Annotated in this window: 24 protein-coding genes and 1 riboswitch; of the genes, 11 read left to right on the top strand and 13 right to left on the bottom strand. The window is 74.3% G+C overall.

The features are described 5' to 3' along the window. Positions 1-179 precede the first annotated feature (179 nt). A complete protein-coding gene (locus SNE206_RS10495; RefSeq protein WP_407913093.1) occupies positions 180-1,817 on the top strand; it encodes a globin domain-containing protein in 1,638 nt (545 codons plus the stop codon). Between the two features lie 34 nt (positions 1,818-1,851). Here the strand turns inward: SNE206_RS10495 and SNE206_RS10490 are convergent, their stop codons facing one another. Next, complete coding sequence (locus SNE206_RS10490; protein ID WP_405012263.1) at positions 1,852-2,379, bottom strand: NUDIX domain-containing protein; 528 nt, start codon at positions 2,377-2,379, stop codon at positions 1,852-1,854. 337 nt (positions 2,380-2,716) lie between these two features. Between SNE206_RS10490 and SNE206_RS10485 the strand changes: the two genes are divergently transcribed. Beyond that, positions 2,717-3,145 carry an SsgA family sporulation/cell division regulator gene (locus SNE206_RS10485; RefSeq protein WP_405012262.1) on the top strand — a complete coding sequence of 143 codons (429 nt, stop codon included), beginning with the start codon at positions 2,717-2,719 and terminating at the stop codon, positions 3,143-3,145. 56 nt (positions 3,146-3,201) lie between these two features. Here the strand turns inward: SNE206_RS10485 and SNE206_RS10480 are convergent, their stop codons facing one another. Further along, a complete protein-coding gene (locus tag SNE206_RS10480; protein WP_407913092.1) occupies positions 3,202-3,579 on the bottom strand; it encodes a phage holin family protein in 378 nt (125 codons plus the stop codon). Positions 3,580-3,695: 116 nt separating this feature from the next. On the opposite strand from SNE206_RS10480, the gene SNE206_RS10475 reads away from it, so the two are divergent. The 3 genes from SNE206_RS10475 (at position 3,696) to SNE206_RS10465 (ending at position 5,181) form a co-directional block, all read left to right on the top strand. Further along, positions 3,696-4,013 carry a cupin domain-containing protein gene (locus SNE206_RS10475; protein ID WP_407913091.1) on the top strand — a complete coding sequence of 106 codons (318 nt, stop codon included), beginning with the start codon at positions 3,696-3,698 and terminating at the stop codon, positions 4,011-4,013. A gap of 100 nt (positions 4,014-4,113) precedes the next feature. Then, on the top strand, positions 4,114-4,776 hold the full coding sequence (tenA, locus tag SNE206_RS10470) for a thiaminase II (RefSeq protein ID WP_407913090.1): 663 nt from the start codon (positions 4,114-4,116) through the stop codon (positions 4,774-4,776). A 204-nt stretch (positions 4,777-4,980) separates the two neighbouring features. Further along, positions 4,981-5,181 carry a DUF5326 family protein gene (locus tag SNE206_RS10465; protein WP_407913089.1) on the top strand — a complete coding sequence of 67 codons (201 nt, stop codon included), beginning with the start codon at positions 4,981-4,983 and terminating at the stop codon, positions 5,179-5,181. A 63-nt stretch (positions 5,182-5,244) separates the two neighbouring features. Here the strand turns inward: SNE206_RS10465 and SNE206_RS10460 are convergent, their stop codons facing one another. The 6 genes from SNE206_RS10460 to SNE206_RS10435 form a co-directional block, all read right to left on the bottom strand. Continuing rightward, positions 5,245-8,019, bottom strand: coding sequence for a PKD domain-containing protein (locus SNE206_RS10460; RefSeq protein WP_407913088.1), 2,775 nt, complete (start codon positions 8,017-8,019; stop codon positions 5,245-5,247). Between the two features lie 125 nt (positions 8,020-8,144). Then, positions 8,145-9,053 (bottom strand): NAD-dependent epimerase/dehydratase family protein, encoded by a 909-nt coding sequence (locus tag SNE206_RS10455; protein WP_407913087.1) that lies wholly within the window; start codon positions 9,051-9,053, stop codon positions 8,145-8,147. 4 nt (positions 9,054-9,057) lie between these two features. Continuing rightward, a complete protein-coding gene (locus SNE206_RS10450; protein ID WP_407913086.1) occupies positions 9,058-10,104 on the bottom strand; it encodes a cytochrome P450 in 1,047 nt (348 codons plus the stop codon). After that, positions 10,101-11,570 carry a class I adenylate-forming enzyme family protein gene (locus SNE206_RS10445; protein ID WP_407913085.1) on the bottom strand — a complete coding sequence of 490 codons (1,470 nt, stop codon included), beginning with the start codon at positions 11,568-11,570 and terminating at the stop codon, positions 10,101-10,103. The genes SNE206_RS10450 and SNE206_RS10445 overlap by 4 nt, the downstream gene beginning before the upstream one ends. Continuing rightward, positions 11,567-12,307, bottom strand: coding sequence for a glycosyltransferase (locus SNE206_RS10440; protein ID WP_407913084.1), 741 nt, complete (start codon positions 12,305-12,307; stop codon positions 11,567-11,569). Before SNE206_RS10440 ends, SNE206_RS10445 begins: the two co-directional genes overlap by 4 nt. Continuing rightward, the gene (locus tag SNE206_RS10435; RefSeq protein WP_407913083.1) at positions 12,304-13,314 is read right to left on the bottom strand and encodes a 3-oxoacyl-ACP synthase III family protein; all 1,011 of its coding nucleotides are present in this window, start codon (positions 13,312-13,314) and stop codon (positions 12,304-12,306) included. Before SNE206_RS10435 ends, SNE206_RS10440 begins: the two co-directional genes overlap by 4 nt. 217 nt (positions 13,315-13,531) lie before the next feature. On the opposite strand from SNE206_RS10435, the gene SNE206_RS10430 reads away from it, so the two are divergent. After that, on the top strand, positions 13,532-14,197 hold the full coding sequence (locus SNE206_RS10430; RefSeq protein ID WP_407913082.1) for a VC0807 family protein: 666 nt from the start codon (positions 13,532-13,534) through the stop codon (positions 14,195-14,197). Positions 14,198-14,230: 33 nt separating this feature from the next. Here SNE206_RS10430 and SNE206_RS10425 read toward each other — a convergent pair whose 3' ends face one another. Continuing rightward, on the bottom strand, positions 14,231-15,709 hold the full coding sequence (locus SNE206_RS10425) for an SPFH domain-containing protein (protein ID WP_407913081.1): 1,479 nt from the start codon (positions 15,707-15,709) through the stop codon (positions 14,231-14,233). 159 nt (positions 15,710-15,868) lie between these two features. Further along, positions 15,869-16,069, bottom strand: a complete 201-nt coding sequence (locus tag SNE206_RS10420) for a hypothetical protein (protein ID WP_405012249.1) — start codon at positions 16,067-16,069, stop codon at positions 15,869-15,871. Between the two features lie 97 nt (positions 16,070-16,166). After that, a riboswitch (TPP riboswitch) is annotated at positions 16,167-16,299 on the top strand. Between SNE206_RS10420 and thiC the strand changes: the two genes are divergently transcribed. The 5 genes from thiC (at position 16,295) to SNE206_RS10395 (ending at position 23,192) form a co-directional block, all read left to right on the top strand. Continuing rightward, the gene (gene thiC, locus SNE206_RS10415) at positions 16,295-18,112 is read left to right on the top strand and encodes a phosphomethylpyrimidine synthase ThiC (RefSeq protein ID WP_407913080.1); all 1,818 of its coding nucleotides are present in this window, start codon (positions 16,295-16,297) and stop codon (positions 18,110-18,112) included. (Overlaps the previous riboswitch by 5 nt.) Before the next feature lie 146 nt (positions 18,113-18,258). After that, positions 18,259-18,804 (top strand): Uma2 family endonuclease, encoded by a 546-nt coding sequence (locus SNE206_RS10410; protein ID WP_407913079.1) that lies wholly within the window; start codon positions 18,259-18,261, stop codon positions 18,802-18,804. Between the two features lie 627 nt (positions 18,805-19,431). Beyond that, positions 19,432-20,784, top strand: a complete 1,353-nt coding sequence (locus tag SNE206_RS10405; protein WP_407913078.1) for a hypothetical protein — start codon at positions 19,432-19,434, stop codon at positions 20,782-20,784. 151 nt (positions 20,785-20,935) lie between these two features. Next, complete coding sequence (locus tag SNE206_RS10400) at positions 20,936-21,430, top strand: N-acetyltransferase (RefSeq protein WP_407913077.1); 495 nt, start codon at positions 20,936-20,938, stop codon at positions 21,428-21,430. Between the two features lie 94 nt (positions 21,431-21,524). Further along, positions 21,525-23,192 carry a VWA domain-containing protein gene (locus SNE206_RS10395; RefSeq protein WP_407913076.1) on the top strand — a complete coding sequence of 556 codons (1,668 nt, stop codon included), beginning with the start codon at positions 21,525-21,527 and terminating at the stop codon, positions 23,190-23,192. Between the two features lie 40 nt (positions 23,193-23,232). On the opposite strand, the gene SNE206_RS10390 is transcribed toward SNE206_RS10395, so the two are convergent. The 3 genes from SNE206_RS10390 to SNE206_RS10380 form a co-directional block, all read right to left on the bottom strand. Beyond that, positions 23,233-24,099, bottom strand: coding sequence for a glycerophosphodiester phosphodiesterase (locus SNE206_RS10390; protein ID WP_407913075.1), 867 nt, complete (start codon positions 24,097-24,099; stop codon positions 23,233-23,235). A 204-nt stretch (positions 24,100-24,303) separates the two neighbouring features. Beyond that, positions 24,304-25,149 carry a hypothetical protein gene (locus tag SNE206_RS10385; protein ID WP_407913074.1) on the bottom strand — a complete coding sequence of 282 codons (846 nt, stop codon included), beginning with the start codon at positions 25,147-25,149 and terminating at the stop codon, positions 24,304-24,306. A gap of 292 nt (positions 25,150-25,441) precedes the next feature. After that, entirely contained in the window at positions 25,442-26,632 is a 1,191-nt protein-coding gene (locus SNE206_RS10380; RefSeq protein WP_407913073.1) for a metallophosphoesterase, read from the bottom strand. Positions 26,633-26,727 lie beyond the last annotated feature (95 nt).

The following is a 26,727-nucleotide window of genomic DNA, read 5'->3' as shown; positions in this document are numbered from 1 at the left end:
CGGGTGCCAGTCTGCTGAGGGCGTCAGCAGAGACGAGCCAGCCGGGTGCGGCTGGCCGGGCGACCGGAAGCGAAACGATTCTCTTGGGTACTCGTCATGTCGCGTTGAAGACACGTCCACTGAGGGTCAGGGCCGGAGCGGGCTCCACCGGACCGGCCGCCGTGCCGGGACTCCCCCCGGTGGAGCCGACCGCCCCCGACGGCCCGGCCGGTGCCGTGGCCGCCGTACCGGCCCCCGCGGCCGCCGCTCCCGAGGTGGCCGGGGCAGCCGGGGCAGCCGTTCCCGCGGCCTTCGCCCCGGCCTTCGCCGCTCCGGAGGTTGCCGCCCCGGAGGTCGCCGCAGCCTCCACGGCCGTTGCGGCCGCCCCCGCCCCCGTGGCAGTGGCCGCGGAGCCGGGCCCGCACACGCCCGTCCCGGTGCCCGCCGCCGTGCCGCCCCCGGTCGTCCCCGCGCCGCCGACCGTGCCGCCGCGGATCCCCGCGCCGAGCCGCCCGGCCGACGCCCTGCCCGGCCGTGCCGCCGTGCCGCCCGTGCCGTCGCACCTCCCGCTCCACGCCGACGCCCCCGGCCTCAACTGGGCGGGCCCCGGCGACCGCTGGAGCCGCGCCTGGTCGGACGAAGTGCCCGCCCTCCCGCCGCCGGCACCCCTGCCGCAGGCCGCGCCCTCCGAGTCGGCCGGGCCGCCCACCCCGCGCGACCTCGCGCTGATCCGCGACACCCTCGCCGTCGTCGAGCCCGTCGCCGACCGGGCCACCGCGCACTTCTACGCGCTGCTCTTCGTGCACCACCCCGAGGTGCGGGCGCTGTTCCCCGCGGCGATGGACGTCCAGCGTGACCGGCTGTTCCGCGCGCTGCTGATGGCCGCCCGCAGCGCCCACGACCCCGCCGGGCTCACCGAGTACCTCTCCGCCCTCGGCCGGGGCCACCGCAAGTACGGCACGCTGGAGGGCCACTACGGCCCGGTGGGCGAGTGCCTGATCGCCGCCGTCGCCAAGTACTGCGGCGGCCACTGGGACGCCGGGGCCGAGCTCGCCTGGCGCCGGGTCTACGGCCTGGTCTCCCGGATCATGATCGACGCGGCCGCCCGGGCCGCCCGCACCTCGCCCGCCTGGTGGCAGGGCGAGGTCGTGGCGCACGAGCGGCGCTCCCGCGACGTCGCCGTGCTGACGCTCCGCCCCGACCAGGCCTACCCCTACCGCGCCGGACAGTACGCGGCCGTCGAGACGCCCTGGTGGCCGCGGGTCTGGCGGTCCTTCTCCTTCGCCACCGCACCCCGGCCGGACGGTCTGCTGACCCTGCACGTCAAGGCGGTGCAGGCCGGCTGGGTGAGCACCGCGCTCGTCCGCCGGGCCTCGCCCGGCGACGTGCTGCGCCTCGGTCCGGCCGCCGGCGGCATGGTGATCGACCACGCCCGCGGGGCCGACCTGCTCTGCCTCGGCGGCGGCACGGGCATCGCCCCGGTCACGGCCATGGTGGAGGAGGTCGCCGAGCACGGCGCGGGCAGCCGGTCGGTCGACGTCTTCTACGGGGCCCGGTGCCCGGCCGAGCTCTACGCGCTGGAGACGCTGCAGGACCTCGCCCGCCGGCACCCGTGGCTGGCGGTGCACCCGGTGGTGTCGGAGCAGGGGGTGCCGCCGGGCGGCGCGGCCACCGGCGAGCTGCCGGAGGTCGTCTCCCGGTACGCGCCCTGGCACGGTCACGACGCGTACGTGAGCGGGCCCGTGGCGATGGTGCGCCGGGCCGTGGGCGTGCTGCAGCGGTCGGGGGTGGAGGCGGGCCGGATCCATCACGACCCGGTCGGCGATGCCGCGGGCTGACCGGTCCGGTCGGGGGCGGCACCGGCGGGCGGGCTCAGGCCAGGTCGTGGGCGAGGAGCGCGCGGACTCCCTCGATGTTCGCGGCGAGGTAGGCGCGCAGGCTCGGCGGCACGACGTTGACCGAGGTGACGCCCTCGCGGGTGAAGGGCAGCCGGACGATCTCGTACTCGCCGTTGGGCTCGTCGATCTCCGGGCCGTGCCGGCGGTCCGGGTCCATGGAGGCGAGCCGGCAGACGAAGAAGTGCTGCACCTTGACCCCGTGCGGGTGGGCCGGGGTGCCGTCGTCGTGGTGCGCGTGGGCGACGGTGTCGACGAACGCGTGGACGACGTCCGTGACCTTGCCGCCGAGCTCCTCGTCGATCTCGCGGTGGAGCGCGTCCAGCACGGTGCGGTCACCGGGCTCGACCCCGCCGCCGGGCGTGATCCAGTACGGGTGCGCGGCACCCGGCCGGACACGCCTGATCAGCACGATGGTGGCCGGGCCGTACGGGTCGTCCGGGTCGGCCTCCAGCAGGATCGCCCGCGCGGTGCGCTTGACGACGGGACGGACGGGGACGGCCATGGCCACCTCCGGGGCGCGGGAGTTGTGCGGGATTCTCCCGCACGCGGGCCGGAACGAAACTCGCACAGATGGGCGAAGAGGAGGAAAACGATGGTCCGAACGGCTGATTCCGCGCGCCGCTGCGTGTTCGCCCCTGCTGGGCCGGGCGGGGGATTCGATCTTCCATTCCGAGGTCGTCTGCGAACCGGTCATCGAACACGTAGGGATAGCCATCTTTTGACCATCGAATCGAAGAACAATCGCACTCTTCGCCCGGCGTCATGATTGAAGCCGGGTGGGCCCTGTGCTGCAATGTCCGCCGGGCAGGCCGACACCACGGATCGCGGAGGTAGGGCGCATGCACAGCAGCACAGTCCAGGGCCATGTGGTGATGCACCTCGTGGCGGCCGGCGAACTCTCCCTCCGCATCGCGGTCGACCTCGGGTACGACCCCGAGGACCCGTACGCGGTGCGCTTCACCTTCCACCTCCCCGGCGACACCCCCGTGACCTGGTACTTCGCCCGGGAGCTGCTCGTCGAGGGCATCAGCAGACCCGCCGGCGAGGGCGACGTGCACCTCCATCCGGTCGGCGAGGACCTGACCGAGGTCTGCGTGGTGCTGCGCTCCCCCGACGGCGACGCGACGCTCCGCGCACCCGCCCCGCCGCTGATCGCCTTCCTCGCCCGGACGGACCGGCTCGTCCCGATGGGCAAGGAGGAGAGCCAGGTCGAACTGGAGGCCCAGCTCGACCTGATCCTCAGCGGCGGCTGCGAGAGCACGGGCTGACCGGGATCCCCGCGGCCCCGCCGCTGCCCGCTGCCCGCTCCCGCGGTGCGTCCGGTTCAGTCGTCGTCGCCGAGGGCCAGGCTGAGGCCCCACGACACCACGCTGATGATCAGGGCGCCGAGCAGCGCCGACCAGAAGCCCTCGACGTGGAAGTCCAGGTCGAGCACGTCCGACGCCCACGAGGTCAGCCAGAGCATCAGCGCGTTCACCACGAAGGTGATCAGACCCAGGGTGAGCACGAACAGCGGCAGCGAGAGCAGCTTCACCAGCGGCTTGATCAGGAAGTTCACCACCCCGAAGACCAGCGCCACCGCGATCACGGTCAGGGCCTGGTGGCCCCAGCTGCCGTCGGACAGGGTGATGCCGTCGACGATCCAGGCGGCGATCCAGATGGCCACCGCGTTGATGAGCGTTTTGATCACGAAACTCTTCATGGCACCGGATGGTGGCAGGCCGCCCGCCCGCTGGGAAGCTCTCCGCGGGCACGTCGCGCCGTCCGCCGGTGTTCAATGGGCTCCGGCCCGCCCGGGGCCAGGGGAGGAGCAGTGCCATGAAGGTCTTCCGGCTGGACGAGCTGGACGCGGAACGGGCCGCCAACCAGGGCGCGTATCTGCAGTTCCTCAAGGAACGGCACATGTCCGCCGGGCTCTACGCGCTCTCCCCCGGCGACACCGACACCCAGCAGCCGCACGCCCAGGACGAGATCTACCAGGTGATCAGCGGCCGCGCCGAGCTCACCGTCGGCCGGGAGACCACCACCGTCGGCCGCGGCAGCGTCGTGTACGTGCCGGCCGGGGTGCCGCACCGCTTCCACCACATCACCGAGGAACTGCGCGTCCTGGTGATCTTCTCGCCGCCGGAGGACTGACGGGCCCGGCGGGGCGGGCCGCCGACCGGGCCGCCGGGGCGCCCGGGCCCGCCGGGTAGGGTCGGCGGGGCGACCACCCCGGAGACGAGGAGCAACTGCCGTGGCCCTGACCGACGAACTCTGGTCGGCGATCGAGCCGGTCTACGACGAGATCCTCGCCCACCCCTTCCTGACCGGACTCACCGACGGCACCCTGCCCCGGCAGGCGTTCCGCCACTTCGTCGTCCAGGACTCCCACTACCTGCGCGACTACGCCCGGGCGCTGGCCGTCTGCGCCGCCAAGGCGCCGGACGAGGACGACGTGCGCGCCTTCGCCGACGACGCCGTCGGTGCGCTGGCCGCGGAGCAGGGCATGCACGCCGACTTCCTCACCGCCTTCGGCGGGAGCGCCGCCGAGGCGGCCGCCGAGCCCGTGCTGCCCACCACCCGCGCCTACACCAGCTACCTGCTCGCCACCGTGTACGGCGGCTCCTTCGCCGAGGCGGTCGGCGCGGTGCTGCCCTGCTACTGGATCTACGCCCGGGTCGGCGACGAACTGCTCGCGAAGTCGTCGCCCGAGCCGCTGTACGCGAAGTGGATCTCCACCTACGGCGACGAGGCGTTCCAGTCCGTCGTCCGCCGGGTGCTGGCCCTCACCGACCGGCTCGGCGAGGAGATCTCCCCCGCCGAACGGCGCCGCGTGATCGAGCACTTCACCACCACCTCGCGCTACGAGTGGATGTTCTGGGACGCCGCCTGGCGCGGTGAGACCTGGCCGGTGTGACCTCCCCGGGGCCGCCCTGCCGGCCTTCCTGCCGGCCGCCCCGTCGGGGGTGGCCCCGGCGACCCTCTCGGGGTGATCTCCGGGTTCTCTCCGGGACGCAGGCCCTCGTTCCGGTGCGGACGGCGTCCTAGGATCGAAGCACCGAGACAACGGGAAGCGGCGGACGAGACCGGCGCCGAACCCGAGGGGAGAGAAGGAACGGACATGGCCGAGCTCTGGAAGTCGCTGCCCTCGTGGGTGCGCAACATCGTCGTCCCGATCCTGGCGCTGATCGTCGCCTGGAAGCTGCTGTGGGTCGTCGTCGGCGTGGTCACCTCGCTGATCGGGTTCCTCATCAACGTCCTGGTGCTGGTCGGCATCGCCGCCGCCGTGGTGATCCTGGTCAAGAAGGCCGCCAAGCACTGACCGGCGTCGCCGAAGGGCCTGTCCTCCCGAGCGGGAGGACAGGCCCTTCGGCGTGGTGCGGGGTCAGTTGTGGTCGGTGAACCAGCCGGCGAGGTCGGCGAAGACGTGGGTGCTGCCGGCGAAGTTCTGGACGTCGACCCGGCCCCCCTCGCCGAGCCGGGTGATCACGTGGTTGGGGACGGTCAGCCCCGGGACGAAGTTGAGGTTGCTGGTGCCCGGGCGGGGCGTGCCGTGCGGCCACACGGTGAGGAAGCCGGAGGCCGTGGGGGCGGTGGCCGTGACGTTGAGGACGGCCGCGGTGGCGTCCGCCGGCGCGCCGCCGGTCCCGGTGACGGGCACCGACAGCGAGGTCCCCCCGGCGACCGGCGACCTCGTGCCGTCCGCCCGGGTGTCGGCGAGCCGGACGGGCCCGGCCGGGGTGAACCAGCCCTTGCTGCCGGGGCTGTAGTAGCCGAAGACGTCGACGACGACGCGGGTGGTGCCGGCGAAGTTGTAGACGTCGATCGAGCCGTCCGCACCGATCGGCACGATCGCCTGGTTGGCGACGACGTCCCGGGGACCGAAGTTGAGGTTCGACACCCCCGGACGGGTCGTGCCGTGCGGATAGGCGATCAGGAACCCGCCGGCGGTCGGGGCGGCCGCCGTCAGGTTGACGACCACGGCGGTGGCGTCCGCCGGGATCCCCGCCTTGCCCGTGACCCTGAGCGTACGGGTGGCGCCGCCCGCCAGGCCGGCGTCGGAGATCCGGGTGGGTGCGGTGGGGGTGAACGGCTTCCCGGGGCCCAGGGGTTCGTAGACGCCGACGAAGTCCACGATCACGTCGGTCCGGCCGCCGTGGCTGTAGAGCTGGACGGTGCCGTCGCTGCCCACCGGCACGGTGACCAGGTTGGCGACCGTCCGGCCGGCCTTCACGTTCAGGTGCGACGCGGTCGGCCGGGGCAGCCCGGTCGGCCAGAGCTCGATGAAGGTGTCGCCGGTGGCCTTCGTCGCGGTCACGTTGAGCACGACCGCCTCCGGGCTCAGCGAGGTGTGCCCGCCGTCCGGCTGCGGGTAGCCCTTCGACACGTCGAGCGTCATCGTCGAGCCGCCGTTCAGCGGGCTGCCGCCGGCCCGGGTGTCCAGCATGCGGAAGGGGCTGACCGCGGTGTACGCGGCCGGCGCGTACGCCGCGCGGTACGTCGTGGAGGCGGTCGAGACGGCGCCCTCGACGTCCGTCACGGTCACGGTGACCGTGTAGTCGCCCGGGGCGGTGTAGGCGTGCTCGGCGGTGCCGTCCGACCAGGCGCGCTGGGGTCCGGTGCCGTCACCGAAGTCGAAGGAGACCGTGCTGATCTTCCAGGGCGCCACCGTACGGGCGGACTCGGCCCGCACCGACAGCGAGGGCACGTGGAAGAGCCCGTCGTCGGTGCCCCGCGGGCGCCGGCGGACGTCGAGTGCGGCCCGGAGGGCGCCGGGCTCGGTGACCTTGACGGCGAGCGGCACGCTGGTCCGCGTGACACCGGCGCCGTTCCTGCCGGTGACCGAGGCCACGCAGTCGCACGGGGCCGTGTAGACGTGGCTCGCGGTGGTGTCCGCGGTGTCGACCACCGTCCCGTCGCCGAAGTCGAAGCGGTAGGTCAGCGCGGTCGGCCAGGTGTCCCGGGGGGTGGCGGTCGCGGTGACCGCGGTGCCGTAGGGGGCCCAGGTCTCGTTCACCGCGAGGTCGACGGAGTTGAAGGAGTCGTGCTGCTCGGCCGCGCCGCGGTCGAGGTAGCCGTGACCGGTGCCGGTGTTGGGCACCCGCGGGTCGTCCTCCGCGGGCTGGCCGGTGGTGTCGGTCTCCAGCACGCCGGGGGCCCCGGCGTCCGCCGAGTCGGTGGCGGCCTTCAGGTCGCCGACCGGGTACTGCCCCTCCGCGACCGCCAGGTCGTGCCCGCCCTGCCCGGTGGCGTCCAGGAACTGCCCGGGGTCGGTGTACGCCGTGCCTCCCCAGGAGTACAGGGCGGTGCCGGCGGGCGCGTTCAGCAGGTTGTAGCCCACCCGGGTGCCGGCCGTGGCCGGTTCCGCCACCGTGATCGGCGACCGCTTCTCGCCACCGCAGACGGTGGGCAGGACGGCGGCGGCGAAGACGTTGTTGAAGATGTTCGAGCCGGCCGAGTCGCCGTCGAGGACGACGCCGCACCCGTAGACGCTGCTGTTGTTGGTGACCGTGGTGTGCGGGGCGTCCGTCGCGCTCAGCAGGAGGGACGTGTTCGGGGTCGTGCCGCCGAGGGACCGGTTGCGGACGAGCGTCGTTCCGGAGGCGTTCTCGATCCTGACGCGGGGTGCCCCCTGGGCCGAGAGGATGGAACGGGAGTACGTGACGTCCTGGCTGCCGCCGCCGATCAGCACGGTCGGCCGGGCTCCGGAGGCCGCTGCGGTGACCTTGTCGAACGTGATCCGGTCGGAGTGGTCGACCTCGACCCCGCCGGAGGCGATGAAGCTTTCGACCGCGATGTCGTGCGCACCGCTGACCACGACGGCGGCCTTCGACGCCTGCGCGTCCGCCCGCACGGTCGCCGAGCCGGAGACGGTCCGGAAGGTGATCGGCCTGCCGGGTTCACCGGAGCGGGTGAGGACCACCTGCTCGCCGTAGGTGCCGGGCGAGATCTGGACGGTCTGGCCCGGCAGGGCGACGGCTGCGGCCGCCCCGATGGTGCAGAACGGCTTCTGCTGCGTCCCGTCGCCGCCTGCGGTGCAGGAGCCGTAGTTGCCGTTCACGTAGAGCGTGGTGGGCGCCTCGGCCCACGCCGGTGCCGCCAGTCCGAGGACGCCGGTGAGACCGGCGACCGTCAGGCCGACGACGCGATGTCTGTGCACGTGCTGGTCCCCCCGGGGGTTGTTTCCGGCCGCGCAGGCCCGGATCCGATCGATGCGGGCAGCACCGTACTGCTCCGCACCCGGAGGACCCCATGCCGGGGTGGCCGGAATCCCTTCCCGCGGGGTCAGTTGTGTGCGGACATGTCCCCGATGGCGTCGAATGTCCCCCCGCCGTCGGTCAGCCCGTACGCCGGATTCCAGCCCCGGGCGCGGGCCCTGGCGATGTCGAGCACGACCGGCCGGGCGAGCTGGTCGACGGCGTACGGTGTCAGGCCCGGCAGCAGACGGCGCCGGGCGGCGAACTCGGCTAGGCCGACCGGCACATGGCCGATCCGGGCGCGGACCCCGTGCGCGGCGAGCACGGCACGGACGGCCGCGTCCCGCCGGTACGGCGCCGCGTCGGTGATGTTGTACGCGCCGGGCGGCCACCCGGCGGCGGCGAGGCAGGCGTCGGCGAGGTTCTGCACGGCGGTCAGACTGAGCGCCACGTCGGGGCCGGGCAGCAGCAGGAGGCCGCCGCGGACGCGCTCCAGCAGGCGCGGCAGCAGGTGCGGGTCGCCGGGCCCGTACACGGCGCGCGGCCGCAGCACGACGGCGCCCGCGGCGAGGGCGAGCCGGTCGGCGGCGGCCTTCGTGCGGCCGTAGGCGTTGCGGTGCCCGCCCGCGGTGGCGTGGTCCTCGGTGACGAGCGAGCGGTCGGGACGCGGGTCGTAGACGCTGGCGCTGGAGACGAACACGACCGGCCGCCCGGCGGCGGCCTCCAGCAGCCGGGCGGTGCCGTCGACGTTGACGGCGTGCTGCCCGGCCTCCGCGGGGGAACCGGGCGGGTGGTCGCCGACGGCGGCGGCGCAGTGCACGACGAGGTCGGCCCCGCGCAGGTCGGGCGGGTGCGCGGCGGCGTCCCACGGCACGTGCGTGCCGGTCGGGCCGGGGCGGCGGCCGAGGCACAGCACCTCGGCGCCGCGGGCGGCGGCCGCACGGGCCAGGTGGGAGCCGCAGAAGCCGCTCGCACCGGTGACGGCGATCCGGAGCATGCGGTCAGCCCTTCCGCACGAGCAGGGAGGCGTAGCCGGGCAGGGCGGCGCGGCGGTCGGCCCTGGCCCGCACGACGACCGGCCGGTGCGGGGCCAGCGCGGTCAGCAGGCCGGTGAGCTGGGCACGGGCCAGCGGCGCGCCCGGGCAGGCGTGCGGCCCGGCGCCGAAGACGGCCTGCGCGGCCTGCGGCCCGGCGGGCGCGGTGCGATGGGCGCCGGCGGCGTGCCGGGCGACGAGCACGAGCCGGTCGCCGCGGCCGACCGGGCAGCCGGCCGCGGTGGCGTCGGCGGCCGCGACCCGCGGCAGGATCGGTGAGGCCGCGGTCAGCCGGAGCAGCTCGACGGTGAGCGCGGGGGAGACCTGGTCCCACAGGCCGGCCCGGGCGCACCAGGCGGCGGCGCGGGGGAGGGCGGCGAGCGTGGTGTTCACCGCGGCGACCGCGAGCATGGCGTCCCGGGCGTGCGGCAGCAGGGAGTTGAGGTGGTCGGCGGCCGCGGTGGAGGCCCGCCGGGGCAGGCCGGGGAGGTGCTCGCGGGCGGCCTCGGCGGCGGCGGCGCTGCAGGCCCGGGCGAGGGCGACGGGGTCGGCGGTGCTGCCGGTCAGCGCGGCCGCGGTGACTCCGGCGACCTCCCGGACGACGTCCACCAGGTCGATCGTGCCGGGGAGTTCGGTGAGGTGCCGGTCGAGGACGCCCTGCCACACCGGGCCGAGCTGCGCGGTGCCGTGCGCGCCGAGCAGCTCGGTGACGTCGCGGCGGGCGGCGCGGTGGGCACCGCCGTCCTGGTCGAAGAGCAGGCCGCCGTCGGTGCGCCGGGCGGCGGCGCCGCCGGTGGTGCCCTCGGCGGTGCGGTCGAGCGGCACCCGGGTGAGCACCTCGCGGTACGCCTCGGGGCCGTGCACGAGGACGGTCCGGCCGAGCCGGACGACGGGCCGTCGGCGGGTGGCGGCGAGCAGGGCGAACAGCACCGGGTGGCTGCGCAGGTAGACCTGCCGGTCGAGCCGGCGGGCCCGGCGGTGGGTGCGGGCGGTGCCGTCGACGGGGCCGGTCATCGGGCGAGCTCCCGGGCGCAGAGGCGGGCGGCGGCGGCCCGGTCGGGCTTGCGGGAGCGGCCCGCCAGCGGGACCTCGCCGAGCAGGACGGCGTCGGGACGGGCGCCGCCCATGCGGGCCAGCGGGCGTTCCAGGTCGGCGCGCAGCCGCTGCCGGTCGGTGCCGCGGCGGGGCTGCACGAGGGCGACGAGCCGCTCGTCGCCGTCGCCCGCGGGCACGCCGACGAGCACGGCGAGTTCGACGCCGGGCAGGTGGAGGGCGGGCTCGTACAGGCCGGGGTAGATGTTCTCGGCCCGCCGCAGCACCATGTCCTTGCAGCGGCCGGCGAGCACGATCCTTCCGTCCGGGGTGAGTGCGGCGCGGTCGCCGGTGCGCACCCACGGGTCGGGGCGGTCGCCGAGGTAGCGGTCGCGGGCGGCGGGGCCGGCGAGCAGGAGTTCGCCGTCGTCGGTGAGCCGGGTGCCGACCCCGGGCAGCGGGTGGCCGAGGAGGTCGCCGTCGCCGTCGAACGCGGACTTGTCGGCCTCCTCGACGGCCGCCGCGGGGAAGAGCTCGGTCAGCGCGTACACGCCCCACGCCTCGGTGGCGCCCGCGCGCTTGACGCGGCGCAGCAGCTCGGCGGAGGCGGGCGCGGAGCCCGTCCAGACGCGGCCGGTGAAGTGGCCGACGGAGCGCAGCTGCGGCGGCGTCAGGTAGGTCTCGGACGGCGCGAGGCGGCGGATCTGCCGGCCGAGCACCGCGGGCGTGCGGGCGGGCAGGGCGACGGTGGCACCCGCGGCCAGCGACGGCACGAGGACGAAGAACGTGCCGCCCAGCACCGCCTGTCCGGCCTGCGGGCGGACCAGGCCGGTGACGGCGCGCATGCCGGCGGCGAGCCCGGCGCGGGTGTGCACGACGGCGCGGGGGGCGGAGGTGGTGCCGGAGGTGAAGACGATCACCGCGTCGCCGTCGCCGTCGTAGGGGGTGGGCGGGCGTCCGCCGGGGGTGCGCAGCGCGGGCGCGCAGCCGGGGCGGCGCGGGCCGACGGTGGCGACCGGCCCGAGGGCGTCCAGCCGGGGCAGGGCGAGGTCCGCGCGGTGGGCGAGCCGGCGGGCCCAGCCGGCGACGGCCTGGGCGGCGGCGTCGGCGACGACCAGGGCCGGGCGGGCGAGTCCGAGGCGGGCGAGCAGCACGTCCGGCCCGGCGGACGGGTCGAGGACGGCAGCGCGCAGGCCCAGCCGGTGCGCGGCCAGCATCACGGCGAGGGCGCGCGGGCCGGGGCGCACGGCGACGCCCAGGGTGTCGCCCGCGGTGAGTCCGTGGCCGTGGTGCAGGGCCGCCGTGTAGGTGTCGGCGAGGTCGGCGAGGTCGCCGCTGCGGGCGCGCACGCGGACGGCACCGCTGCGGGTGCAGCCGAGCACGGCGGGCCGGTCGGCGCCGTCGCGGAGGACGCGGGTGAGGTGGTCGAGCACGGTTCGCTCCGTCATCGGGGGTCGACGCCGCGGCCGCCCGCGCCGCGGTCCAGGTACCAGCGGGCGGTGCCGACGACACCGTACGCGCGGATGCGGCGGGTGGAGTTCTGCACCACCATGTCGCGGCGCTGCACGATGGCGGTGGTGCGGCGGCGCACCCGGTTGACGAAGGTGCGGTCGGTCGGCGACGGGCGGCGCGGCATGCCGCCGACGGCCTCGTACAGCCCGGCGGTGATCGCCATGTTGTTGCCCGCGTGCATGCGGTACGGGGTGAGGTAGCCGTGCCGGCGGCGGTGGGCGGGCCGGATGCGGCCGAAGAACGCGCCGGTCACCACGAGGCCGCGGAACAGCCGGCGGCCGAGGGGCCCGTGTTCGTCGGCGCGGGCCGTGATGTGCCCGCAGACGAGCCCGCCGGAGGCGAGCAGCCCGGCGCGGGCGGCGGCCGTCCAGCCGGGCTCCGGCAGGCAGTCGGCGTCGGTGCGGGCGAGGAGGGCGGCGCCGTGCGCGATGGCGTGCCGGAAGCCGGTGTCGACGGCGCAGCCGACGCCCTTCTCCGGCTCGACCAGCACCTCGACGGGGAACGGCGCCCCGGCGGCGAACTCCCGGGCGATCCCGGCGGTGCGGTCGTCGGAGCCGTTGTCGACGACCAGCAGGGTGAAGTCGGTGTCCTGCTGCGCGGCGAGGGCCTGCAGGGTGCCGCCGATCCTGGCCTCCTCGCGGTAGGCGGGCACGATCACCCACAGGGCGGTCACGGCACCTCCCACACCATGGTCATGAGGCTGACGCCGCCGCCGAGCCCGACCATCAGCACCCGGTCGCCGGAGGTGAGTTCGCCGTGCACGCGGTCGAGCTGCACGCCGAGGGTGGCGCTGGCGACGTTGCCGAGCTCCGGCACCGTCAGCACGAGCTTCTCCGCCGGCACGCCGGTGAGTTCGACGAACCGCTCCAGGTAGGGCAGCGTCACCTGGTGCACCAGCACCCGGGCGTACGCGTCCCAGCCGAAGCCGGTACGGGCGGCGACGCGGGTCAGGATGTCGCCGCCGATCTTCTCGAAGACGCCGCGCAACTCCTTGCCGCCGCCCCGGAAGTAGCTGTACTCGTCGCCGCGCGGGTGCCGGGATCCGCCGCCCGGTATGCCGCCGACCGCCCAGTGCTCGGACGCGGTCTCGGTCTCCACGTCGAGGATGCCGCCGCGCTCGACGGGCTCGACGACCACCGCCGCGCCGGCATCGCCGAAGGTGTACCCCGCGAAGCCGTCCCGGAAGTCGGCGAGGCCGGACGGATCCCGGCGCATCGCCCGGCTCGGCGTCTCCCCGGTGACGACGAGCGCCCGGCGGGCCCGGCCGGCGAGGATCATCGCGCGCGCCACGTCGATGCCGTTGAGGAAGCTGTTGCAGGCGTTGGAGACGTCGAACGCATGCGCGCGGGAGCCGAGTCCGGCCTGTACGAGGTGCGCGGTGGCGGGCTCGCAGACGTCCCGGGTCGCCGAGGCGTACACCAGCAGGTCGATGTCGAGCGGGTCGTGGCCCGCGGCGTCGAGTGCCCGGCGGGCGGCCGCGAGGGCCAGCGTCGACGCGTACTCGTCCTCCGCGGCGAAACGGCGGGTCGCGATGCCGGTCGCCTTCTCGAACATCCGCTCCGGCAGGCGGAGTCCGCTGCCGGCGACCACCTCGTCCTGCAACTCCTGCGACGTCAGCACGCGGGCGGGGAGCCCGGCGCCGACCGCGGTGATACCCACTCTCGGGGATGGGAGGTTCATGCCCGCCATGCTGCCGGTGCGGGGCCGTCCCGGGCTTGAGTACCCGTACTCAGCCGTGCAGGCCGCCCGGCCGGTGACCGGGTGCAGGCCGCGGCCGTGACATCCGTCATGCGGTTTCCGGTGCTGCCGGCACTGACGGCGCACCCGCCCGGCGCGGGATTCTTCCATCACCGGGGCAGCCCCGGCAGCGGGCACCACCGGACGGGGAGCGGACACCATGGCGGTCATCACCACGAGCGCGACGGCGGAGCAGGGCGAGTCGAGGGCCGCGGCGCTGAAGCCGCTCGTGATCGACGTCGCCGTGCCGATCGCCGTCTACTACGCGGCCCACGGCCTCGCCGGCCTCGGCCTGGCCGCCTCGCTCACCCTGGGCAGCGCGGTGCCGGCCGTCCGGACCGCCGCCGGGCTGCTGACGGACCGCCGCGTCAACACCCTCGCCCTGGTCATGCTGGTGGTCAACGTCGCCGGTGTCGCCCTCTCCGCGGTCGCCGGCGACCCGCGGCTGATGATCGCCAAGGACGGCGCGCTCAGCAGCGTCATCGGCGGCTCGATGATCGTCTCGGTGCTCGCCGGGAAGCCCCTGATGACCGCCGGCCTGCGCCCGTTCGTCGTGAAGGGCCGCGCCGCCCGCGAGGCCGCCTGGCAGCGGCTCGCCGCCGGCTCGGCGGAGTTCCGCCGTCACGAGCGGAACTTCACCCTCACCTGGGGCACCGTGCTGGTCGCCGAGTGCGCGGCCAAGGTCGTCGGCGCCTACACGCTGCCGGTGGAGACGATGGTCTGGCTCGGCACCGTCCTCCTGGTCGCGGCGATCACCCTCGGCGTCCTCGTCGGCAACGTCTTCGCGGGCCGCATGGCCGGGCTGGTCGTCGCCGAGGAGGCGTGACCGCACCCGGCCCCGGCGTCCGGCGTTCCGGGCTCAGCCCGCGGCGCCGTCCTGCACCGGGATCGCCTGCCCCGCCGTACGCCGCGCGGACGGCCCGGCCGCCACCCCGTCCGGCCCCTGCTGCGGACCCATCGCGGAGAGCAGCTGCCGGGCCAGACCGAGACCGGTGCCGCCCATGGTCAGCGCCTTCGCGAACATGTCGCCCATGCCCTCGGCGCCGTTCAGCAGCACCATGTGCTCGACGTTGCCGAACGCCTCCGCGCCGGCCCGCACGATCTCCGGCCAGTTCTCGGCCAGCTGCTGCGCGACCACCGCCTCCTGGTTCTCCGCGAGGGCCGCCGCCCGGGCCTTGATCGCCTCCGCCTCGGCGAGGCCCAGGGCCCGCGCCGCCTCGGCGGCCGCCAGACCCTTCGCCTCCGCCGCCGCGGCCTCGGCCGAGCCGGTCGCCTTGGTGGCCTCCGCCGACGCGAGGCCGCGGGCCCGGGTCGCCTCCGCGTCCGCGACGGCCGCGACCTTCACCCGGTTCGCCTCGGCCGTCGCGTTCAGCTCGGTCTCCCGGGCCAGCGCCTCCGCCGCGGAGATCCGGGCGTCGCGGTCGGCCTGCGCCTTCGTCCGCGTCTCGTACGCGCGGGCGTCGGCAGGCTTGCGGACGTCCGCCTGGAGCTGCTGCTCCTTGCGGTGCGCCTCCAGCTCGGCGACCTTCGTCTCCTGCACGACCACCTCCTGCCGCGCGGCGGCCTGCGCCAGCGGACCGGCCTGCAGCGCGCGGGCCGTCGCCGTCTCCAGTTCGGCCTGGTACCCGGCCTGCTGGATGCCGGAGTTGCGGGTGGCCTCGGCCTTGCGGGCGAACGCCTCCTGCTCGGCCTCGGTGGCCCGCCGGTCGGCCTCGGCGGCGGCGATCCGGGCGTCGCGCTGCACGGCGGCCGCGTGCGGTGCGGCGAGGTTCCGGATGTAGCCGGTCGGATCCAGGATCTCCTGGATCTGCAGCGAGTCGATGATCAGGCCGAGCTTCTCCATCTCGCTGCCGGACGCGGCCCGGGTCTCCCCGGTCATCCGCTCGCGGTCGCGGATCATGTCCTCGACCGTCAACCCGCCGACGATGGACCGGAGATGACCGGCGAAGACGTTGTGCACCCGGTGCCCCATCAGCTTCTGCTGGTCGAGGAAGCGGCGCGCGGCGTTGGCGATCGACACCGGGTCGTCGCCCACCTTGAAGATCACCACGCCCTTCACGTGCACCGGGATCCCCTGCGACGTCACGCACTCCACGTCCAGATCGGCCTCGTTGAGGTCGAGCGAGAGCCTGCGGACGACCTGGACGCCCGGCGTCACGAGCGTGCCGCGCCCGGTGACGATCCGGAATCCGAGTCCCTCCGCGACTCCCTCGGACCGGTGCTTCGAACCGGAGATGATCAGTGCCTCGTTCGGCTCGGCGACCCGCCACATGAGCTTGAACAGCACGATCAGGACGATGATCGAGGCCACGACGGCCCCGGCGATGCCGATGAGCATCGGCTGATTCCCCCTTCAGGGCACGCCGGCGTCCCGTGGCTGCGCTCTGGTGTGCAGGAAGGCGCGGAAGCCGGCGGCAGCAGGAGATTCTGCGCCTGCCGTGATCTCCGCGGAAGAGCCGGCGGCCCTCGATCCGCCCACGAACGCGTCAAGATTCCGTCAAAGCGCCGCCACGTACACCGTCCGCGGCGGCTGGTACTCGACCACCAGCACCGGCGTACCGGGCGCGAAACCCTCACCCGGCACCGCCGGGTACGCGAGGAACGCCTCCGTGCCCTGCCGCTCCGCGACGTGCACCAGCACCTCGCCGACCAGTCCCGTCCCGACCCTGCCGGTCACCCGGCCCGTGCTGCCCACCATGCCGCCAGTGTGCTCCCCCGGCCCACTGGCCGGAACCCGTCTGGACCGGTCCGGGGCCGCCCGCTACGGTGTTGACGTCTTGTTGCGGACGCCCGTCCGCAACCAACGGGAGCTCGGAGCACCGGGCTGAGAGGGCGCTGAAAGGTTCGCAGGTGTGCGAACCGACCGCTGCGCCGACCGCAGGAACCTGACCGGGTAATGCCGGCGTAGGGAGTAAGAGGTCTCATGACCACGTTCGAAGCACAGCCGACGTCTGCCTCCGGCCGTACGGCCGACAGCACGTCCACCGGCTACCCGACCCCGGCCTGGCGCAAGGCCTACCTCCAGGGCAGCAGCCCCGACCTGCAGGTGCCGTACCGCGAGGTCGTCCTCACCGACGGCCGCAGCGTGCCGCTGTACGACACCTCCGGCCCGTACACCGACCCCGCCCACACGTCCGACGTGCGGCGCGGCCTGCCGGCCCTGCGCGACCCGTGGATCCGCCGGCGCGGCGACGTCGAGGAGTACGACGGCCGCGAGGCGCGCCCCGAGGACGACGGCATCAGGCACACCGCGCCGCGCGGCGGCAGCCTGCGCAACCTCGACGCGGTCTTCCCCGGCCGTCCGCGCCGTCCGCTGCGCGGCCGTCACGGCGCCGCCGTCACCCAGCTCGCCTACGCGAAGCGGGGGACCGTCACCCCGGAGATGGAGTTCGTGGCCCTGCGGGAGGGCCTGGAAGCGGAGTTCGTGCGCGACGAGGTCGCCCGCGGGCGGGCCGTCATCCCGGTGAACGTCAACCACCCGGAGGTCGAGCCGGCGATCATCGGCACCAACTTCCTGGTGAAGATCAACGCCAACATCGGCAACTCCGCCGTCACCTCCTCCATCGAGGAGGAGGTGGAGAAGATGACGTGGGCCACCCGCTGGGGCGCCGACACCGTCATGGACCTCTCCACCGGCCGCAACATCCACACCACCCGCGAGTGGATCCTGCGGAACTCCCCCGTGCCGATCGGCACCGTGCCGCTCTACCAGGCCCTGGAGAAGGTCGACGGCCGCGCCGAGGACCTCAGTTGGGCCGTCTACCGCGACACGGTCGTCGAGCAGTGCGAGCAGGGCGTCGACTACATGACCGTGCACGCCGGCGTGCTGCTGCGGTACGTGCCGATGACCGCCCGCCGGAAGACCGGCATCGTCTCCCGCGGCGGCTCGATCATGGCCGCCTGGTGCCTCGCCCACCACGAGGAGAACTTCCTCTACACGAACTTCGAGGAGCTCTGCGACATCCTCGCCGCGTACGACGTCACCTTCTCGCTCGGTGACGGCCTGCGGCCCGGCTCCATCGCGGACGCCAACGACGAGGCCCAGTTCGCCGAACTGCAGACCCTCGGCGAGCTCGGCCGGATCGCCCGCGCGCGCGACGTCCAGGTGATGATCGAGGGCCCGGGCCACGTCCCGATGCACAAGATCAGGGAGAACATGGAGCTGCAGAAGGAGATCTGCGACGAGGCCCCCTTCTACACGCTCGGCCCGCTCACCACGGACGTCGCCCCCGGCTACGACCACATCACCTCGGGCATCGGCGCCGCCATGATCGCCTGGTGGGGCACGGCGATGCTCTGCTACGTCACGCCGAAGGAGCACCTGGGCCTGCCCGACCGCGACGACGTGAAGACCGGCGTCATCACGTACAAGATCGCCGCGCACGCCGCCGACCTCGCGAAGGGCCACCCCGGCGCCCAGGCCTGGGACGACGCCCTCTCCGACGCCCGGTTCGAGTTCCGCTGGGAGGACCAGTTCAACCTGGCCCTCGACCCGGAGACCGCCCGCGCCTTCCACGACGAGACGCTCCCCGCCGAGCCTGCGAAGACCGCGCACTTCTGCTCGATGTGCGGACCGAAGTTCTGCTCGATGAAGATCTCCCAGAAGATCCGCGCCGAGCACGGCGACGGCTCCACCGCCGTCGCTTCGGGCTTCGACGAGGACGCCCGGGCCGGCATGCAGGCCAAGTCCGAGGAGTTCGCGGCCCAGGGCAACCGGGTGTACCTGCCGCTCGCGGACTGACGACACGGCTCGCAGAGGCGCCGCACCGGGGGCGGGAAGGTCTTCCCGGTGCGGTGCTCCTGCATGCGCGTCCGCGCTTCACGAGTACTGCTGCGCTCCGGCAGCAAACCGGTAGCGTGATGCGGGTTCGTACTCCTGGAGGACAGATGAACCCCGACCATCTCGCCCTGATCGGGGAATTCCGCAGGTTCGCCCCGTCCAACTTCAAGATCGAATTCTCGGGTGACGTCATCATCGTGCAGGTGTCGCCCCCGGCCATCCACGAGCGGAACCTCTCCGTCGTCCGCCGGCAGTTCGAGGCGCACGCTCCGGCCGGCTACCTCTCCACGGGGAACATGGACCTCGCGTCCCCCCAGGTCGCGAAAGTGCGGAACCCTGACCTGACGTATCTCCCGGAGGACGCCATGGCCAGTACGGCGAACTCGGTTCCGGCCGAGCTGGCCCTCATCGCCGTCGAGATCGTCTCGCCGTCGAATCCGGAGAACGACTGGGTGGGCAAGCTCCGTGACTACCCGGTGATGCAGATCCCGCTCTACCTCCTGGTGGATGCCTCGCAGAAGACCGTCACTCTCTTCCGGGAGCCCGAGGGCGGTCGCTACCGGATGCGGGAGGACGCCGCCTTCGGGGAGACCGTGCACATCCCCGAGCCCTTCGGCTTCACGCTCGACACCGCGGTTCTGCTTCCGTACTGAGGGCTGATGCCGTCCGGCCCGTCGCACCGTTCCGGTCGGCACCTGCCCGGGCGCGGGTACGGACCTGGCGGCTCCGGGCCGAATCTCCGCCCGACGAAAATTTCCCGGAAGGTCCGCGCCGGGCACGGCGACGGTTCCACCGCCGTCGCTCCGGGCTTCGACGAGGACGCCCGGGCCGGCATGCAGGCCAGGTCCGGCTCTCGGACCGGGCCGGAGCGGGCAGTTCATTCCGTCGGCCGGCGTCCGGAGCCGGGTGTTCGGAGCCGGTGTCCGGTGATGGGGCCCGGACGGAGCCGTGCGAGGTGATGCCCGTTCCGGATGGCCGCCGACGCTCCGGGTGGGCGGCGGTTCGGCCCGAAGCCTCCCCGGCACGAGGTGCTCATCGGGTTACCTGCACGAGTACTTGACGGATCATCCGATCCGCGGGTTCCGAACTGTGCTGTCACCGTGCCCTGGTGTGTCCGGGGATGGCCCTCCGGTGGCGGAAGTCCGATGAGCATTGGGCTGTATGGCGTCCACGGCCGGTTCGCGCGCGTGTCAGAGTAGTCGGCCGCCCGAAATGCTTCAGAATGTCAGGAACTATCCAAGTGATGACCGCGGTTGTCACGATGTCGAGGAGCGTGAGTCATGCATGCTCGTGAATGGCTCCCCGATCAGCCTGTCCGCATCGGCCGTATCGATTGGCCCGAGCGCAACAACGACGGAACCCATATTCACCTGGAAGCCGGTCGGACCGTCGTCCTGGACCGGCAGCCGTGGCAGATTCTGGAGATCCACGAGCACCCCGACCGCGAGTGGCCCGAGGCCTACCGGAAAGCCTGGAACGAACACGTCGAGCTGTGGAGGCACTCCGAGAATCTCTACAGTTCGGGCGGGGCGTCGGGGTTGCTGCAGCCCGACCGGGCCGACTTCTACAAACGGCCCATGATCCTTGTCCTGCGTAACGAGAACTTTCCCCGTTCCGCACCGAAACACTGGTGCGCACCGGCCAGCCACGACTGGCAGGTCCTCCCGGAGCACTACGCCGTCTGCCGTACCTGCGGCGAGCTGCCGCCCTGCCACAACGGGGAGTACCGCTGGAACGGCGGCCCCCGGAAAGCCGAGCACAACGGGGGCATCGGCCTCATCGTCCCGCCCGGCTGCTGCATGGGCTGTGCGGAACTGATCAGGCCCCGGGTGCGCACGGTGCGCTTTCCCGGACCGAACCTCTGGTATCCCGACCTGGGCTACGGAAGTGCCGTCTTCCACGCCCGGACCGCCTGCGCCGACCAGGTCGACTGCTACCGCATGCAGTGGCGGTCCGAGTACACCGCGCGCAATCCCCAGTCGTCCCCCGACCTGTTTTTCCCGGACGGGGAGAACTTCACGCTGCCGCGGACGAGACTCGCATCGGATCACGCGCAGCCGACCCAGGATCTTTCGGTGCCGAACGGTTTCTCCCCCGCGACGCACGCGATGTTCCCGGCACCCCATGGGAATCTTCCGCCGGTCACCACTTCCGTGCCGCCGGAGTTCCAGCAGTCCTCCGCCCACCAGCAGCCGGCCGCCCAGGTCGCCCACCAGGTGCAGGCCGCCCACCAGCAGCCTTCCGCCCACCAGCAGTCAGTCGGTCATCAGGCCCAGGCCGCCCACCAGCAGCCTTCCACCCACCAGCAGTCAGTCACTCATCAGCAGTCGGCCACCCACCAGGTGCAGGCCGCCCACCAGCAACCGGCCGCGCACCAGGCCCAGGCCGCCCAGCCGGCTCAGATCGTTCATCAGCAGCCTTCCGTGGCTCCCGTGCAGTCCTTCGTCCCCTCGGCCCCCGCGGAGGACATCGACGCGGTGCTCCGTCTCACGGGAGCCCTCGACCTCGCCATGGCCGACCGCCCGGCCTTCCACGACGCGGAGCAGGCCGCCCGGGTGATCGAGGAACTCACTGCCGCGGTACGCAACATCGCGCTCTGCCTGAACGGGACGAACACGCGCGCCCGCGCCTGACCGCCTGACCACCTGTCCGCCGGGCCGCCGGCTCCACGGGACGCGGGCCCGGCGGTCCGGCCCGGGGAGGCCGGCCGGGCCCGGCGCGGGCCCGGTCGGGCGCGGGCACATCCCGGTGCGGGAGCGGTGGGTGTGGGTTAACCTCCGGCGCATGACCTGGCTTCCGGACGACTTCGTGCACCCTCTCCGTGTCGTGCTGCCCGACGGCTATCACCTGCGGCCCATCACGGGGGACGACACCGAGCTCGACCACCCGGCCGTGATGGGCTCGCGCGAGCGCCTCTGGTCGATCTACGGCGAGGCCTGGGGCTGGCCGTCGGCGACGATGACGGTCGAGGCCGACCGGGCCGACCTGGTGCGGCACGCCGAGGAGATGGTGGCGCACGAGTCGTTCAACTACGCGCTCCTCGACGACGCCGGGACGGCCCTGCTGGGCTGCGTGTACATCGACCCGCCGCGCAAGGCCGGCTTCGACGCCGAGATCTCCTGGTGGGTGGTGGACGAGCGGGTCGGCACCCCGCTGGAGGCAGCACTCGACGCGCTCGTGCCGCGGTGGATCGCCGAGGACTGGCCCTTCGAGCACCCCTGCCACATCGGCCACGACCTCTCCTGGAAGGAGTGGCTGGCCCTGCCCGACCTCGTCTGACACGGCCCCGCACCGGCCCCGCACCGACCTGCCGGCGCTCCCCGGGGGCCGGGCGGGACTGCCGTCCGGCCGCGGCACTTGGCAGACTGTCCGCGTGACGTCGAAATCTCTGGCCAAGGGTGCCAATCTGCCGGTCGCCGCCGACTCCGTGCGGGCGGTGTTCGGCTGGTCCGGTGGCCCGGGTGCGCCCCGGGTGCACGTGTGGGCCCTGCTGGTCGGCCCGGACGGCCGGGTACGGGCCGACGGTGTCGTCGGCGGCCCGCAGCCGCAGCACACCGCGGAGCCGGTGGAGACCCGGCCCGACGGGCCCGTCGAGGTGCGGCTCGCCGCGCTCTCGCCGGAGACCGACCGGGTGCTCCTCTGCGCCACGGCCGAGGGCGGGACGTTCGGCGGCCTCGGCGGTCTGGAACTCCTGCTGACCGATGCCCGGGACGGCACGCCCGTCGCCGAGTTCGCCATCGCCGCGACCACGGAGACGGCCCTCGTCGGCGGCGAGCTCTACCGCAGGGCCGGTCAGTGGCGCTTCCGCGCGGTGGGCCAGGGCTATGCGACGGGCTGGGCCGGTCTGGCCGCGGACTTCGGTGCCGTCGAACCGGCCGGGGCCGCCCCCGCCACGCCTGCGCCTGCCGCAGCTGCCCCCGCCCCCGCCCCCGCCGCCCCTGCCCCCGCCGATGCCGCGCCGGCCGCTGCTGCTGCCGACGCCGAGCCCGACTGGGTGCTCCCTCCCGCGCTCCCCGCGGCCACCGAGCCCCCGCCGTCGACCGTGCACCTGCGGATGCCCCCCGCGCAGCCTGCGCCGTCCGGTCCCGCGTCCGCGACACCGCCGCCCCCGCCGGCCACGCCGCCCCCGCCGTCGACCGTGCACCTGCGGATGCCGCCGTCCGGCCTTCCCAGCGGTGCCGACGCGGCGGCCCCGTCGTCGTACGTGCCTCCGGTGGCCCCGTCGGGGGTTCCGCCCGTGGGGCACCCCGGGATGCCCCACGGCACGCCGCCGGCCGGGGTTCCGGTGCCGTCGCTGCCGGTCGACATGGGCAAGCGGCTGTCGCTGCGCAAGCAGCAGGTGGCGGTGAGCCTGGCGAAGCACGGCGCGGCGGGCGTCGCGGCCCGGGTGGTGCTGGTGCTGGACGCGTCGGGCTCCATGGCGGGCCTGTACCGCAAGGGCACCGTATCGGGCGTGGTGGAGCGGATGGCCGCGGTGGCCGCGCAGCTCGGCGAGGACCGGCCGATGCCCGCCTGGACGTTCGCCTCGTACCCGGCCCGGCTGCCGGACCTCGTGCTCGGCGGCCTGCTGGAGTGGCTGCAGGTGCACGTCCGGGTGGGGGAGATCTCGCTGTTCGGCCGGCCGAAGAAGCCCCGCAAGGGACTGCCGCCGGGCCAGGTGGACATGCGGATGGTCGGCATCCAGAACGAGGAGCAGCGGGTCATCGCGGAGGTCCGCGCGTACGTGCGGGCGTACCCGGCGCCCGTGCCGACGCTGGTGCTCTTCTTCTCCGACGGCGGGGTGTACCGCAACGCGGAGATCGAGCGGGAGCTGCGGGAGGCCGTCGAGGAGCCGGTGTTCTGGCAGTTCGTCGGGCTGGGACAGTCCGACTACGGCGTGCTGGAGCGGTTCGACACGCTGCCGGGGCGCCGGGTCGACAACGTGGGCTTCTTCGCGGTGGACGACATCGAGGTGCTCTCGGACCCGGAGCTGTACGACCGGCTGCTCACCGAGTTCCCGCAGTGGCTGAAGGCGGCCCGGGCGGCGGGCATCCTGCACTGACGCCGGGCGGTGCCACCGGGTGTGATCGCCCGGCGTCCTGTCACGGTGTCCTGCCGCACTGCCGGTCGGCCCACCGGCGGGCGTCGGCGGGGGTGTCGGTGACGAGGGCGTCGGCGTGGCGGTCGGCCATGGTGCGCCAGGCGGTGTCGTCGTCGAGCGTCCAGACGTAGACCCGGCGCCCGGCGGCGTGCTCGGCGGCGATCCGGTCGGCGGTGGCGAGGGGTTCGTCGAGGGCGATGCCGTCGAGCCGCAGGCCGTCCGGCTCCCGGGCGAGGAAGCGGCCCTGCAGCAGGACGACGGGCAGCCCGGGCGCGGCGCGGTGGGCCTCGCGGAGGTGGTCGGGGAAGAAGGAGTAGAGCACGGCGTCGGCGCCGCTCGCGGCGGCGGTGCGGGCGATCCGGGCGGCGTCCCCGGGGTCGCGCTGCTCCTTGATCTCCATGAGCAGGCGGGTGCCGGTGCCGGCCAGGGTGTCGAGCAGCTCCTGCAGGGTGGGTACGGGCTGCGCGGGGCCGGGGCCGGCGGTGACCCGCAGCGAGGCGATCTGTTCGTACGTCAGGTCGGCGACGCTGCCGTGGCCGTCGGTGACGCGGTCGACGGTGTCGTCGTGCATCAGGACGGGGACGCCGTCGCGGGTGGTGCGGACGTCGGTCTCCAGCCAGTCCGCTCCGCCGTCGAGGGCGGCGCGGAAGGCGGCCATGGTGTTCTCGGGGGCGGTGCGCGGTGCGCCGCGGTGCCCGGCGACGGCGGGTGCGGGGCAGGGCGGTGCGTCCGGCCCGGCGGTCGCGGTGCGGACGCTGTCGACGGGCAGGACGAACGCGGTGATCACCAGGGTGGCGGCGAGTACCGTCGCGGCCCGGGAGGCGGGGGTGGTCCGGGTGGTCCGGACGGTCCGCTGCGGGGTCTCCATGCCCGGGATGATGGGCCGGTGGGCGGGCCGATCCGCGGCCCTTCCCGGGATGATGGGCCGCTCGGGTCAGGATGTCCGCCCGTCGGGGTGAACGGGCCGGTGCGCGGCTGACGGACCGTCCGGCCGGCGCCGTCCGGGTCCTCTCCCGCCCGGGTCCTCTCCCGTCCCGCCCGGGCCGTGGCCGGGCCGTGGCCGGTCCGGGTCTCAGACCTCGTCCGGTCCGGTGAAGCCGGGCGCCGTGTAGCCGGGGCCGGTGAACTCGGCGGTGCGGGGTTCCCGGCCCTCGGGGTCGGTGAGGCCCTCGACGCCCGGGCTGGTGAAGCTCGCGCTGCTGTAGCCGGGCCGGCTGTAGCCGGGGCTGAGCATCTCGGGAGGCACGGGCCGTCCGGCGGGGTGGGTGGAGAGCGCCGGGTCGGAGCCGAGGTTGGCGTGCAGGTAGGGCAGCAGGGCGCGGTCGAGCAGGGCGGTGTGCCAGGCGCGGCGGGCCTCGGCGACGTCGGCGGCGAGCTGCGGGTCCTGTCCGGCCGGGCCTGCGGAGCTGTCCCGCAGGGCGGTGAGGAGCAGGCCGACGATGCCCACCGCCATGGCGGCGATGCCGATGGCGATGGCGGCCCAGCCCGCGGTGACGACGCTGCGGCCGAGGGGGAGGGCGGGCCGGGCGGCCCGCAGCAGGTAGCCGATGAGCAGCAGCAGGGCTGCGGCGGCCCACGACAGGATCGGGGCGAGCACGGTCAGCACCGGGAAGAGTCCGGCGCCCTCGTCGGCGCGGAGCCGTCCGGAGAGCTCGCTGCCGAGGCCGCCGGCGGCGCGGTCGGGGCGGCCGGAGCGGGCCAGGTCGTCGCGGAGGCCGAGGTAGTGCCGGTACTCGGGGCCGGCCGCGGCGGCCACGGTGTCCGCGGCGAGCATCGCCTTGGTGCGCAGCTGTTCGGCGTTGAGGTGGTGTTCGGGTGTGCGCAGTGCGTCGAGGATGGTGGTGTCGCGCAGTGCTTCGTCGAGGATGCGCTCGTAGTCCGGGCGGTCCTCGGCGAGCAGGTGCGGGGCATCGGTCATGGGGACCCCGTTCCGCTTTTCACGGAGGTGGACTTGTGTGGGCGCGGCGGCCCGGTGGCGGGCGGGCGGTCGCGCGGTGCCTTGATGGTAGGGGCGGGGACCGATGTGCAGACAGTCGCTTTCCGGATTTTCCGTACCGTCAGGGTCGGGTCAGTGTGCGGTCAGCGGCAGTTCAGCCGGTTCATCGACGCTCTGTCAGGTCCGGTGGACGCTGGGTCAGAGGGGGCGTGCCGTCCGGCGTGCCGCGCGGCGGGCTGCGCGGGCAGCCGGCGGCACGCCGTCCCGGGGCGGCTCAGTTGAGCGGCAGCCTGGCGATCAGGAGGCGGCCCTCCATGGTGACGCCGCCGTCCATGGCGATGGCCAGCTCGTCGGCGTAGATGTACGGGCCGGGGACGAGCGGGGGCGCGCCGTCGTCGGCGTGCACGGCGCCGGTGAGGTACGGGATGGGGCTGTGGCCGTGGACGACGCGGTAGCCGCCGAAGGCGGCGAGCAGCTCGTGGACGGTGGCCGGGCCGGTGTCGCCGCGGAAGGCGAAGCGCTTGGTGAAGCGGCGGAAGCAGTCCCACCACTCGTCGGCGCCCTCGTCGGCGAGGAGCTGGTGCACGGCGTCGTTGACGTCGGCGATGGAGGTGCCGTACTCGAGGTAGGCGGTCGTGTCGGAGTGCAGCAGCAGGTGGCCGTCCTCCAGCGCCATGGCGGGCAGGCGGGAGAGCCAGCTGATGTGGTGCGACTCCAGGCGGTCCAGGTCGTGCTGCTGGCCGCCGTTGAGCCGCCAGGCGGCGAGGAAGGAGGCGGTGCCGGCGGTGGACTGCACGGGCTCGTCGCCGTAGCGGGCGGCGCCGAGGAAGAGGAGCTCGTGGTTGCCCATCAGGGCGCGGCAGTAGCCGCCGGCGGCGGCGGCCTCGGCGGCGAGCTGCATGACGAGGTCGATGACGCCGATGCCGTCGGGGCCGCGGTCGGTGAAGTCGCCGAGGAACCAGACCCGGGAGCGGCCGGCCGCCCAGTGGCCGTCGGCGTCGATGAGGGACGCCTGCCGGAGGGCGGCGTGCAGTTCGTCGAGGTAGCCGTGGACGTCGCCGATGACGTAGAGGGGCCCGGGGGCCTCGCCGGGTTCGGGCTGGGGGTACGGGAAGTTGACCGTCTCGGTCAGCGGGAGGCCGAGCTCGATGGTGGGCGGGTCCTCGCGCTGGACGGCGGGCGCGGGGGCGTCGGCCCCGGCGGGAAGGTCCTGGGCGTCCTGCCGGAGGGTGCCGAGCTGCACGGTCGGCTCGCTGCCGGGGTGGCCCTGCGGATCGTCGGCGTGCCAGTGCTGTTCGAGGTAGTGGGCGCCGCCGTAGCCGCTGTATGTCTCGTCGTAGCCGTAGCCGGCGGCGGGCTCCGCGGGTTCGTAGTAGGAGCCGTACGGGAGCACGTCGAGGTCCTGGTGGTGGCGGGGGCCTGAGTGGGGCTGTTCAGGCCCGGGGAAGCGGTCCTCGGGTGTCATTCGACCATCATAGGAAGCCCGCTCTCCCGGCGTCCTCACCTGGTGGGCATCCAATCCTTCGGGGCGTCACCGGGCCGGGCCGGAGGGCCCGGTCC

Source organism: Kitasatospora sp. NE20-6 (assembly GCF_045862635.1).
This window is presented reverse-complemented; position numbering and strand designations above follow the sequence as displayed.